This is a genomic window from Catellatospora bangladeshensis, assembly GCF_016862575.1.
Classification (GTDB): domain Bacteria; phylum Actinomycetota; class Actinomycetes; order Mycobacteriales; family Micromonosporaceae; genus Catellatospora; species Catellatospora bangladeshensis.
In genome coordinates, this window is the sequence record NZ_BONF01000008.1 from 129014 (window position 1) to 140999 (window position 11986).

General features: G+C 72.5%; 8 protein-coding genes. 7 read left to right on the forward strand and 1 reads right to left on the reverse strand.

Features of this window, described 5'->3' with window-relative positions; all coding sequences use genetic code 11:
• Nucleotide 1 precedes the first annotated feature (1 nt).
• Complete coding sequence (locus tag Cba03nite_RS05745) at nucleotides 2-2656, reverse strand: MGH1-like glycoside hydrolase domain-containing protein (protein WP_203742770.1); 2655 nt, start codon at nucleotides 2654-2656, stop codon at nucleotides 2-4.
• A gap of 123 nt (nucleotides 2657-2779) precedes the next feature.
• Here Cba03nite_RS05745 and Cba03nite_RS05750 point away from each other — a divergent pair, with 123 nt between their 5' ends.
• The 7 genes from Cba03nite_RS05750 (at nucleotide 2780) to Cba03nite_RS05780 (ending at nucleotide 11908) form a co-directional block, all read left to right on the forward strand.
• Nucleotides 2780-4711 (forward strand): amylo-alpha-1,6-glucosidase, encoded by a 1932-nt coding sequence (locus Cba03nite_RS05750; RefSeq protein WP_203742771.1) that lies wholly within the window; start codon nucleotides 2780-2782, stop codon nucleotides 4709-4711.
• Nucleotides 4712-4856: 145 nt separating this feature from the next.
• Nucleotides 4857-6191, forward strand: coding sequence for a glycosyltransferase family 4 protein (locus tag Cba03nite_RS05755; RefSeq protein WP_203743269.1), 1335 nt, complete (start codon nucleotides 4857-4859; stop codon nucleotides 6189-6191).
• A 64-nt stretch (nucleotides 6192-6255) separates the two neighbouring features.
• On the forward strand, nucleotides 6256-8097 hold the full coding sequence (glgB, locus tag Cba03nite_RS05760) for a 1,4-alpha-glucan branching protein GlgB (protein ID WP_203742772.1): 1842 nt from the start codon (nucleotides 6256-6258) through the stop codon (nucleotides 8095-8097).
• A 219-nt stretch (nucleotides 8098-8316) separates the two neighbouring features.
• Nucleotides 8317-10536 (forward strand): sensor histidine kinase, encoded by a 2220-nt coding sequence (locus tag Cba03nite_RS05765; protein WP_203742773.1) that lies wholly within the window; start codon nucleotides 8317-8319, stop codon nucleotides 10534-10536.
• The gene (locus Cba03nite_RS05770) at nucleotides 10533-10937 is read left to right on the forward strand and encodes a roadblock/LC7 domain-containing protein (protein ID WP_203742774.1); all 405 of its coding nucleotides are present in this window, start codon (nucleotides 10533-10535) and stop codon (nucleotides 10935-10937) included. The genes Cba03nite_RS05765 and Cba03nite_RS05770 overlap by 4 nt, the downstream gene beginning before the upstream one ends.
• Entirely contained in the window at nucleotides 10927-11316 is a 390-nt protein-coding gene (locus Cba03nite_RS05775; RefSeq protein WP_203742775.1) for a DUF742 domain-containing protein, read from the forward strand. Before Cba03nite_RS05770 ends, Cba03nite_RS05775 begins: the two co-directional genes overlap by 11 nt.
• Nucleotides 11309-11908 carry a GTP-binding protein gene (locus tag Cba03nite_RS05780; protein WP_203742777.1) on the forward strand — a complete coding sequence of 200 codons (600 nt, stop codon included), beginning with the start codon at nucleotides 11309-11311 and terminating at the stop codon, nucleotides 11906-11908. The genes Cba03nite_RS05775 and Cba03nite_RS05780 overlap by 8 nt, the downstream gene beginning before the upstream one ends.
• Nucleotides 11909-11986 lie beyond the last annotated feature (78 nt).

The window sequence follows — 11986 nt, forward strand, 5'->3', positions numbered from 1 at the left end:
CTTAGCGGAGGCCGCGGGGGTGGTGGCGGGTGAGGATGAGGTCGAGGACGAGGGCGGTCCAGCCGCACTGGTGGGTGGCGCCCAGGCCCGCGCCGGTGTCGCCGTGGAAGAACTCCGGGAAGGTGAGGTGGTCCTTCCAGTCCGGGTGGTCGGCGAGCAGCGGGTGGTCCGGCAGGTAGGGCCGGTTGCCGTGCCGGTCGGGCAGGAACAGCGCGATGAGCCGGTCGGACAGGTCGTCGGCGATCTGGTCCAGGGTGAGCTTCTGCCCGGACCGGGTCGGATACTCCACCTGCAGGTCGTCGTGGAAGAACCGGGCGTAGTGCCGGATCCCCTCGATGAGCAGGTAGTTCGTCGGGAACCAGATCGGCCCGCGCCAGTTGGAGTTGCCGCCGAACAGCCCGTTGGCCGACTCGGCCGGCTCGTACCCGACCGTGTAGTCGTGCCCGCCGAGCCGGATCGTGTACGGCTTGTCCAGGTGCCGTCGCGACAGCGTGCGCAGCCCGTACGGGGACAGGAACTCCTCGGTGTCCAGCATCCGGCTCAGGATGCGCCGCAGCTGCTCCGGCCCGACGACGGCGAGCAGCCGCTGCTGCTGTCCTCCGTCGGAGATCCGCCGCGCCCCGACGACCTCGGTGAACTCGGGCCGGTTGGTGAGGAACCAGCGCAGCCGCGCCGCGATCTCGGGCAACCGGACCAGCGTCACCGAGCTGAGCGTGGTGGTCGCGCACAGCGGCAGCAGCCCGACCACCGAGCGCACCTTCAGCGGCACCTCCCGGCCGTCGGTGCGGCGCAGCAGGTCGTAGAAGAAACCGTCCTCGTCGTCCCAGAGCCCCTGGTGTGACGCGGCGTTCGCGATGTACGCGAAGTGCTCCAGGAACTTGGTGGCGATGTCGGTCCACATGCGGTCGTGGGTGGCCAGGACCAGCGAGATCTCCAGCAGGTTGAGCGCGTACATCGCCATCCAGGCGGTGCCGTCGGACTGCTCCAGCACGCCGGGCACGGGCAGCGACGCGGACCGGTCGAACGGGCCGACGTTGTCCAGGCCCAGGAAGCCGCCCTCGAACAGGTTGTTGCCGCCGGTGTCCTTGCGGTTGACCCACCAGGTGAAGTTGAGCAGCAGCTTGTGCATGACCCGGGCGAGGAAGGCGTAGTCGCGCCCGCCGTCGATCTCGAAGACGCGCAGCGCGGCCCAGGCGTGCACGGGCGGGTTGACGTCGCCGAACGCCCATTCGTAGGCCGGGATCTGGCCGTTGGGGTGCAGGTACCAGTCGCGTAGCAGGAGCAGGATCTGCTCCTTGGCGAAGTGCGGGTCGACGCGGGCCAGGGCGACGCAGTGGAAGGCCAGGTCCCACGCGGCGTACCAGGGGTACTCCCACGGGTCGGGCATGGAGATGACGTCGAAGCTGGTCATGTGCCGCCAGGCGCTGTTGCGCCCGTGCCGGCGGCCCTCGGGCGGCGGTGGCGAGGCGGGGTCGCCGTCGAGCCAGCGGGCCACGTCGTAGTGGTAGAACTGCTTGCCCCACATCAGCCCGGCGACGGCGGCACGCACGACGTGCGCCTGATCCTCGGGTGTGCCGTGCGGGACCAGGTCGGCGAAGTACTCGTCGGCCTCGGTCCTGCGCGCGGCCATGACCTCGTCGAACTCGGCGCCGAGCGACGGCAGCGGCCGTTCCCGGCCGCCGGGCGCGGCGAGGTGGGTCAGGCGCAGCCGGATCCGCGCGGTCTCGCCGGACGGCACGGTGAGCACGTAGTGCAGCGCGGCCTTGGTGCCGGTGCGGTCCGGGTTGACCGTGGGCAGGCCGTGCACCACGTGGTCGGCGATGCCGTCCTTCGGGTAGTCGGGAGTCTCCTCGTACCCCCACAGCCGCCGCGCGTTGGTCTCGTTGTCGCACGCCAGCACGGTCGGCTCGCCCTCACCCTGGAGCATCAGGCGGCCGAGGATGCGGTGCTGCGCGCGCAGCTCGCCGCGCCCGCCGACCTGCTCGGCGACGATCTCGGGCTTGTCGTCGCGGCCGGGCAGGCCCCACGACCACGTGTTGCGGAACCACAGGGTGGGCAGCACGTGCAGGGTGGCCGGCTCGGGCGCGCGGTTGGTGACCGAGACGACCATGCACAGGTCGGTGGGACCCGCCTTGGCGTAGTCGACGGTGACCACCCAGTACCGGTCGTCGGCGAAGACCCCGGTGTCGGCCAGCTCGTACTCCGGCTCAGAGCGGTCCAGCTGCCGGTTGACCGCGACCAGCTCGGAGTACGGATACTCCCGCTGCGGGTAGTGGTAGCGCCAGGACATCCACGAGTGGGTCGGCGTGGAGTCGGTGTACCACCAGTACTCCTTGGCGTCCTCGCCGTGGTTGCCCTCGTTGCCGGTGAGCCCGAAGATGCGCTCCTTCAGGATCGGGTCGGCCTCGTTCCACAGGCCGAGCCCGAAGCAGAAGGTCTGCCGCTCGTCGCAGACGCCGGCCAGCCCGTCCTCGTTCCACCGGTAGGCGCGGGAGCGGGCGTGATCGTGCGGGAAGTACTCCCACGCGGTGCCGTGCTCGCTGTAGTCCTCACGCACGGTGCCCCAGGCCCGCTCGGAGAGGTACGGCCCCCACAGCCGCCAGGGCTCGGCCCCGGCGTCCGCGTCCGCCAGCCGCCTGCGCTCCGCCCCAGTCACACCATCTCCTCGCTGCCGCCCACGGGATCATTGTCGCCCCGCTTTGTTACACCTCTGCGTAACTTTGGCGGAGTCGCGTGATCGGTATCCCGATTGCCCCGGTTTTCTGCCAGAGTCGTCACCATGCGATTCGGTACGCAGGTATGCGGTGACCTCGCCCTGGGCGCGGCACGGGAGTGGCTGGTGGCCGACGGCCGCGGCGGTTACGCGATGGGCACGGTCAGCGGGCTGCGCACCCGGCGCTATCACGCGCTGCTGGTGGTCGCGGGCGACACGCCGGCGACCCGCCACGTCGGCCTGGCCGCCCTCGATCCGGTGGTACGCGTCGACGGCGGCCCCCCGATCCGGCTGGCCGTGCACGAGTGGGCCGACGGCGCCATCGCCCCCGAGGGGCACCTGCTGCTGGAGGAGTTCGCCCTGGTCGACGGGCTGCCCCGGTGGCGCTGGCGGATCGGCGCGACCGTCCTGGAGCGCGAGCTGGCCATGCGGCACGGCAGCTCGTGCGTCGCCGTGATCGACCGGCTGGTCTCCGGCGGCCCGGTCGAGCTGTCCCTGGAGGCCCTGTGCACCTGGCGCGACCAGCACGGCGAGCGCCGCGCCGGGCACCTGCCGCTGCGCGAGGCCGCGGGCGGCGCGGTCGTCGCCGACGCGTACCGGCTGCGCGGCTCGCTCAGTCACGGCGGCGTTCCCACCTCGGCGGAAGGGCCCGGCGCGCGCTGGTCGACGGACGGGACCTGGCTGCACGGCGTGCACCACCGGGCGGAGGCCGCGCGCGGCTACGTGCCGAACGAGGACCTGCTGCTGGCGGGCCGGTTCACCGCCGTGCTCAGCGAGCCCGGCGATGCGCTGGAGGTGACGGCGTGGGCCGGTGACCTGGGCGCCGAGCCGCCGCCCGCGACGGAGATCGTCGAAGCCGAGCGGGCCCGCCGCTGGTCGCTGACGTCGGGGGCGGCCGACACCGTGACCGCGACGCTGACCCTGGCCGCGGACGCGTTCGTGGTGACCACGGCGAACGGGCCGGACGTGGTCGCCGGTTACCCGTGGTTCGGCGCGTGGTCACGCGACACGATGACCTCGTACGAGGGCCTGTTCCTGGCCACCGGGCGCGCCGAGCAGGGGCGGGAGCTGCTGCGGGCGTACGCCGCGACGCTGTCGGAGGGCATGCTCGCCAACACGGCCGACGGCGGCGCGGTCGGCTACAACACCGCCGACGCGACGCTGTGGTTCCTGCACGCGGTCGAGCGGCACGTGCGCGCGGCCGGCGACGAGGACCTCGCCGCCGAGCTGCTGCCCGCGCTGGACGAGGTGCTGGCGGCGCACCTGCGCGGCACCCGCTACGGCATCAAGGTGGACGAGAGCGACGGGCTGCTCGTGCAGGGCGCCGACGGCGAGGCGCTGACCTGGATGGACGCGCGGGTCGACGGCATGCCGGTGACGCAGCGGGCGGGCAAGGCGGTGGACATCAACGCGCTGTGGTGCAACGGGCTGGCGGCGCTGGCCGTGCTGCGCGAGCGGGCCGGGCGGCACGCCGACGACGTGCGGCGGCGGCACGCGGTGACCGAGGCGGCGTTCCGGCGGCGCTTCCCGGCCCCGGCCGGGCACCTGTTCGACGTGCTCGATCCGGACGACGCCGCGCTGCGCCCGAACCAGCTGCTGGCGTACTCGCTGCCGTACGCGCCGATGGAGCCGGACCCGGCGGTGCTGCGCCGGATCGCCGACGCGCTGCTCACCCCGCTCGGACTGCGCAGCCTCGACCCGGCCGACCCGGCGTACCGGCCGTACCACGGCGGTGACCTGCGCAGCCGGGATCAGGCGTACCACCAGGGCACGGTGTGGCCGTGGCTGATCGGGCCGCTGGGCGACGCGCTGCGCAGGGCCGGGCTGTCCACCCGCGACCTGGGCACCGGCCTGGTCGCGCACCTGGGCGACCACGGCCTGGGCTCGGTCAGCGAGACCGCCGACGGAGCGGCGCCGCACCGGGCGACGGCGTGCCCGTTCCAGGCATGGAGCGTGGCCGAGACCTTGCGTGATCACCTCATGTCTACCGACCAGTAGCAGAGCGTAACAGACACGAAACAAAAGGTCCCCAGTCCGAAATCGGTATCAGTCAGACTTTGTACAACCCCAATGGCGTACAGGCACCGAGTGTCCGGTGCCTAGTTCCGTGTGCCCGGGTTGTCTGCGAGGGGGCCGCATGACCATGAACCTTCCCGTTCCATCGGGTCCGGCGTCGGCAGCGAAGCCGCTCCGGATCATGATGCTTTCCTGGGAATACCCGCCGGTTGTGGTCGGCGGGCTGGGCCGGCACGTACACGCGCTGGCCAACTCGCTCGTGATGGCGGGCCACCACGTCACCGTGGTCACCCGGCACGCGCCCGGCGCGCCGCTGGAGGAGTACGCTCCCCCGCCGGTGCCCGGCGTGCAGGGGGTGCGCATCGTGCGCGCGCCGGAGGACCCGCCGCTGTTCCCGCTGGCCACACCGACGCTGCTGGCCTGGACGATGGCGTTCAACCACACCCTCACCCGGGCGGCGCTGCGGGCCGCCGAGGCCGACGACTACGACGTGATCCACGGCCACGACTGGCTGGTCACGCACACCGCCGTCACGCTGGCCGAGCACCTCGGCAAGCCGCTGGTCGCCACCATCCACGCCACCGAGGCCGGGCGGCACCAGGGCTGGCTGCCGGAGGACCTGAACAAGAGCATCCACTCCGTCGAGTGGTGGCTGGGCCACCGCGCCTGCCGGGTGCTGGTCTGCTCGGAGTACATGCGCTGGGAGGTCACCCGGCTGCTCAATCTGCCCATCGGCAAGGTCGACGTCATCCCGAACGGGGTCGACGGCCGGGTCTGGAAGGCGCCCGCACAGAAGGTCAAGGAGGCCCGGTCCCGGTTCGCCGGGGACGGCCCGCTGGTCGGCTTCGCCGGGCGGCTGGTCTACGAGAAGGGCGTGCAGCACCTCGTGGACGCGGTGCCGCAGCTGGTCGACGAGCACCCGGGCCTGCGAGTGGTCATCGCCGGGGACGGCCCCTACCGCGAGCAGCTGGTCGAGGCGGCGCACGAGCTGAAGCTGGAGAAGACCATCAGCTTCATCGGCTTCCTGTCCGAGCGGGAGCTGCCGCCCGTGCTGGCGGCGACCGACGCGACCGTGGTGCCCTCGCTCTACGAGCCGTTCGGCATGGTCGCGCTGGAGGCGGCCGCGGCGGGCGCGCCCCTGGCCGTGGCCGCGACCGGAGGGCTGGCCGAGATCGTCGAGCCCGGCGTGACCGGCATGACCTTCCCGCACAGCGACCCCGACGCGCTGGCCGGCGCGGTGGGCACGCTGCTGGCCGAGCCGGTGAAGGCCAAGCAGATCGCCAAGCGGGCGCTGAGCATGGTGTCCAAGCGCTACGGCTGGCAGACCATCGCGGCCACCACGGCGCAGGCATACCGCAACGCCATCGCGCAGGAGCCCTCCTTCCAGGCAGAACGCCTGGCCGAGCAGGCCGGCGGCGACCGCCCGCTGATCGTCGTGCCCGACGGAAACCTGCTGCGGTGACCGTTCCTTTCCGATCTCCGTTCGTTGGTCAACGGGAGGCCAGCCGCAGCGCGAAGGGGAACCGATGAACCTGATAAGTGATCTCGACCTTTATCTGATCGGCGAGGGCAGGCACGAGCGGCTCTGGCAGGTGCTCGGCGCCAACCCGGTGGACGGCGGCGAGGGCTGGCGCTTCGCGGTCTGGGCGCCGAACGCCCGCGAGGTGCAGGTCATCGGCGACTTCTCGGGCTGGTGGCCGGACGACGGCATCGCCATGCACCCGCAGGGGGGCAGCGGCGTGTGGGCGGCGACGGTGCCGCAGGCGGCCGCCGGGCAGCGCTACCGCTTCCGGGTCCAGGGCGCGGACGGGCGCTGGACCTACCGCTCGGACCCGCTGGCCAAGGCCGCGCAGTGCCCGCCGGAGAACGCGTCGGTGCTGTTCTCCTCCGCGTACACCTGGAACGACGAGAAGTGGCTGGCCGGCCGCGCGAAGAAGGCCGACCACCACGCGCGGCCGATGGCCGTCTACGAGGTGCACCTCGGCTCATGGCGGCCCGGCCTGTCCTACAAGGAGCTGGCCGACGAGCTGGTGGACTACGTCACCGACCTGGGCTTCACCCACGTGGAGTTCCTGCCGGTGATGGAGCACCCGTTCGGCGGCTCGTGGGGCTACCAGATCACCGGCTTCTACGCCCCCACCGCCCGCTTCGGCGACCCGGACCAGTTCCGCCACCTGGTGGACCGGCTGCACCAGGCCGGCATCGGGGTGCTGCTCGACTGGGTCCCCGCCCACTTCCCCCGGGACGACTGGGCGCTGGCCCGCTTCGACGGCACGCCGCTCTACGAGCACGAGGACCCGCAGCGGGGCGAGCACCCCGACTGGGGCACCCTGGTGTTCAACTACGGCCGCCGCGAGGTGCGCAACTTCCTCGTCGCCAACGCGCGCTACTGGTGCGAGGAGTTCCACGTCGACGGCCTGCGGGTGGACGCCGTCGCGTCCATGCTCTACCTCGACTACTCCCGGCAGCCCGGGCAGTGGACGCCCAACGTCGACGGCGGCAACACCTACCTGGAGGCGGTGTCCTTCCTCCAGGAGCTGAACACCTCGGTGTACGCCGACCAGCCCGGCGTGATCATGATCGCCGAGGAGTCGACGGCCTGGCCCGGCGTGTCCAAGCCGGTCGAGTTCGGCGGCCTGGGCTTCGGCATGAAGTGGAACATGGGCTGGATGCACGACACCCTGGAGTACGTCAAGAAGGACCCGGCGCACCGCAGCTACCACCACCACCAGCTCACCTGGCCCAGCTGCTACGCGTTCGACGAGAACTGGGTGCTGCCGCTCAGCCACGACGAGGTGGTACACGGCAAGCGCTCGCTGATGGGCAAGCTGCCCGGCGACCGCTGGCAGCGGCTGGCCGGACTGCGCGGGCTGCTCGGCTACATGTACGCCTTCCCCGGCAAGAAGCTGCTCTTCATGGGCGCCGAGCTGGCTCAGGAGTCGGAGTGGAGCGAGCAGTTCGGGCTGGACTGGGCGCACGCCGACTACCACGGCGACGTCCGGGACCTGGTGCGCGACCTGAACCGGATCTACCGCGACAGCGCCGCGCTGTGGGCCCGCGACACCGAGCCGGGCGGGTTCAGCTGGATCGACCCGCACGACTCGGGCACCAACACCGTCTCCTTCGTACGCCACGGCAAGACGTCGAAGAAGCTGCTGGCCTGTGTCGCCAACTTCTCCGGCATCCCGCTGCACGAGCACCGGATCCGGCTGCCCCGGCCGGGCGCCTGGCTGGAGGTGCTCAACACCGACGGTGAGAGCTACGGCGGCTCGGGCATCGGCAGCATGGGGCGGGTGCGCACCGACGCCGACGGATACGCGACCGTCGCGGTCGGACCGTACGCGGCGGTGTGGTTCGTCCCCGCGTGACGACGGCCGTCAACGCGATGATCGGCATCGGTATCGGTGCCGGTCATCGCGTTTTCGTGTGCTACCTCGTGAACAACTGCCGACCGTGAGATGTGCCGGGGCCGTGAGATCAGTAGTATTTCCACGATTCCCCCGCGTGGTTCCCACCCCCGGCACGCATTCGAGGTCAGCATGCGACGCGTCTTCCCCCGGCGAAGCTGGTCGATCAGATCTCGGGTGATGCTGCTCCTGCTGGTGCCCCTGGTGCCGCTCGCGGGCATGTGGCTGTTCAGCACGAGCATCACGCTCGGTGCCGCCACCAACCTGATGGACGTCAAGTCCGGGGTGGACCTGTTCGGCAAGCCCGCCTACGACCTGGTCACCCAGCTCCAGGCGGAGCGCGCGCTGTCGGTGCGCTTCGTGGGCAGCACCGGCGCGCAGGTGGAGCTGGCCGACCAGCGGGCGGGCACCGACGCGGCGCTGGCCGAGTTCCGCAGGCTCACCGGCAGCGAGGACGCCCGCGACGCGGCCAGCCCGCTCACGCGGCAGCACCTGGACGCGGTCGGCAAGGCGCTGGAGGAGCTGCCCCTGGGCCGTGCGGTGGTGGACACCCGGCAGTACGACCGGGTCCAGATCCTGCGCCTCTACAGCGGGATCATCGACCGGGCGTTCGGCCTCTACGGCTCGGTGTCCGGGCTGGACGACGAGGCGCTGAACCGCCAGGCCACCACCGTGCTCGCGCTGACCGAGGCGCGCGAGCTGTACGCCCGGGAGAACGCCCTGATCTCGGCGGCCGTCGCGAACGGCCCGCTGACCGCCGCGGAGCGGGCCGAGGCCGTCCGGATCATCGCGCTGCAGCGGCGCGCGCACGACACGGCCACGCGTTACCTGCACCCCGACGACCGCGCGTCCTACCAGGGCGTGCTGGACAGCGCGGCGTACCTGCGCCTGCGCGCGATCGAGGAGCGGCTGGCCGACCTGACCAAGCCGGTGCCCGCCGTCGACGCCGGCCAGTGGGCCGCCGACTACACCACCGTGGACGGGCGGCTGTACGCGCTGGAGTCTGCGGCCGCCGACCGCACCATCAGCGCGACCATGCCCGCCGCCACCGCGATCCTGCTCCAGCTCGGCCTGGCCGGCGGGGTCGGGCTGGTGGTCATCGTGGTGCTGGCGCTGGTGTCGCTGCGGGTGGCGCGCTCGGTCATCGCCCGCATCAACGCCCTGCGCGAGCGGGCGCTGCACGTCGCCGGGCACAGCCTGCCCGACGTGGTCGCCCGGCTGCGGGCCGGGCACACGGTCGACGTGGACGCCGAGGTGCCCCCGGCCACCACGGTCGAGGACGAGCTGCACGAGCTGGAGAACGCGTTCGCCGAGGTGCAGCGCACCGCCGTCGGCTCGGCCGTGCAGGAGGCGACCCTGCGGGCCGGGCTCAACCAGGTCTTCCTCAACATCGGCCGGCGCAGCCAGCTGCTGCTGCACCGGCAGCTCGCGCTGCTCGACGCCATGGAGCGCCGCGTCTCCGACCCGCAGGACCTGGAGGACCTCTACCGCATCGACCACCTCGGCGCGCGGATGCGCCGCCACGCGGAGGACCTGGTCATCCTCGCCGGGGCGGTGCCCGGCCGGGGCTGGCGCCACCCCGTGCCGCTGCACGACGTGGTGCGCTCGGCGGTGTCCGAGGTGGAGGAGTTCACCCGGATCACGGTCGTGCCCGGACAGGAGCTGTCGCTGCGCGGCCGCGCCGTCAGCGACGTCGTACACCTGCTCGCGGAGCTGCTGGAGAACGCCACCGCGTTCTCGCCACGCGACACCAACGTGCTGGTCAGCGGGCAGCTGCTGCCCAACGGGTACGCGGTGGAGATCGAGGACCGGGGCGTGGGCATGCCCGCCGCCGCGGTCGACGAGGCCAACGCGCGGCTGGCCGACCCGCCGGACTTCGACCCCGCGCACAGCTCCCGGCTGGGCCTGTTCGTGGTGGCGCGGCTGGCCGCCCGGCACGGCATCCGGGTCACCCTGCGCCCGTCCCCGTACGGCGGGCTCACCGCGGTCGTGCTGCTCCCCCGTGACCTGGTCGTCGACGGGCAGGGCCCGCTGCCGCAGGTCACCCCGGCCGCGCCGCCCGCCGGTGCGCTGCCCGCCGCCCCGGCCGCGCCCGCCGAGGTCCCGATGAAGGTCGACGTCATCTCGTCCGACGACCCGGCCGCCCCCGCCGAGCTGCCGGTCCGCGCGCCGCAGACGCACCTGGCCGCGCCGCTGCGCGCCGAGCCCGTGGTGCCGCTGCGCGCCGGAGAGCCGTCCGGTGAGAAGCCGCCGCGCCCCGCCGAGCGCACCCGCAACTTCCTGACGTCGCTGCTGGCCGGTGCGCACCGGGGCCGGACGGCCGCGACGGTCCCCGCCGCGCCCCCGAACGCCGCTGACTCCCCCACAGTGGTGCCGACGCCAGAGGAGCCGACCCCATGACCACTCCCGCGAGCCTCGACTGGCTGCTCGACGACTTCGTGGACCGCGTGCCCGCGGCGCGGCAGGCCGTCGTGTTCTCCGTGGACGGGCTGCTGCGCGGCGCGTCCCGGGACCTCACCCAGGCCGACGCCGATCACATGGCCGCGATCGCGGCCGGTTTCGCCAGCCTGTCCCGCAGCGCGGGGCGGCACTTCAAGGCGGGGCCGGTACGCCAGGCCGTGATCGAGATGGAGGACGCCGTCCTGCTGGTCACCGACGCCGGTGAGGGCAGCTGCTTCGCCGTGCTCAGCGACGCGGACTCCGACATCGGCATGGTCGCCTACGAGATGGCCATGGTCGTCGAGCGCATCGGCCACAGCCTGGGCACCCAGCCCCGGCCGACCTCGGCCCATGCGCGCTGACCACGACGATGCGCACCAGTGGCTCGACGCCGACGCCGGGCCGCTGGTGCGGGCGTACGCCGTCACCGGCGGCCGGGCACGTCCCGGCGCGGGCCTGTTCGACCTCGTCACCTACGTGGTGGCGGCACCGGCGGGGCAGCGCCGCAACGCCGTGCATCTGCAACCTGAACACCGGGCGCTGCTCGAGCACGCCCGTGAACCGATTTCGGTCGCCGAACTCACCTCCCGCGCCGGGTTTGCCCTCGGTGTGGTCCGGGTGTTGCTCGCCGACCTGCTCGACGAGGGCGCCGTCATCCGCATGGCGCCCGCTGTGGCCCCCGGCCACGTCCCGGACGACGACATCCTCCAGGCGGTGATCCTTGGCCTCCGTCATGCGTGACGACCGAGCCCGGTCCGTTCCCACTGCGATAAAGATCCTGGTCGCGGGTGGGTTCGGCGCGGGTAAGACGACAATGGTGGGCACGGTGAGCGAGATCCTGCCCCTGCACACCGAGGAGGTGCTGACCTCGGCGAGCACCCACTCCGACGACCTGTCCGGAGTGGAGGCCAAGCGCACCACCACCGTCACCATGGACTTCGGTCGGATCACCATCGGCGACAGCGCGGTGCTGTACCTGTTCGGCACCCCGGGCCAGGACCGGTTCTGGTTCCTGTGGGACGAGCTGGCGATCGGCGCGCTGGGTGCGGTCGTGCTGGCCGACACCCGGCGGCTGGCCGACAGCTTCCCCTCGATCGACTACTTCGAGCGCCGCCGGGTGCCGTTCGTGGTCGCGGTGAACTGCTTCCACGGCAACCAGCAGTTCGAGATCCCGGCGGTGCGCAACGCGCTGTCGCTGGATCCGGACGTGCCGGTGGTGCTGTGCGACGCGCGGGACCGGCGCTCCGGCCGCGAGGTGCTGGTGACCCTGATCGAGCACGTCCGGGCGCTCACCCTGGGCCAGGCGCATACGGCGGTGGGCACGCCGGGCTGAGCCTTGTGGGCGGTTGAGCCGCCGCCGGTGTGAGCCCGGCCGCCCTCCCGGCGGGGCGGTGGCACGGGCCTGCCGCCG

Coding starts and splice junctions, on each gene's coding strand:
- Cba03nite_RS05750 (WP_203742771.1), top strand. CDS start 2,780: ATGCGATTCGGTACGCAGGTATGCGGTGACCTCGCCCTGGGCGCGGCA.
- Cba03nite_RS05755 (WP_203743269.1), top strand. CDS start 4,857: ATGAACCTTCCCGTTCCATCGGGTCCGGCGTCGGCAGCGAAGCCGCTC.
- glgB (WP_203742772.1), top strand. CDS start 6,256: ATGAACCTGATAAGTGATCTCGACCTTTATCTGATCGGCGAGGGCAGG.
- Cba03nite_RS05765 (WP_203742773.1), top strand. CDS start 8,317: ATGCTGCTCCTGCTGGTGCCCCTGGTGCCGCTCGCGGGCATGTGGCTG.
- Cba03nite_RS05770 (WP_203742774.1), top strand. CDS start 10,533: ATGACCACTCCCGCGAGCCTCGACTGGCTGCTCGACGACTTCGTGGAC.
- Cba03nite_RS05775 (WP_203742775.1), top strand. CDS start 10,927: ATGCGCGCTGACCACGACGATGCGCACCAGTGGCTCGACGCCGACGCC.
- Cba03nite_RS05780 (WP_203742777.1), top strand. CDS start 11,309: ATGCGTGACGACCGAGCCCGGTCCGTTCCCACTGCGATAAAGATCCTG.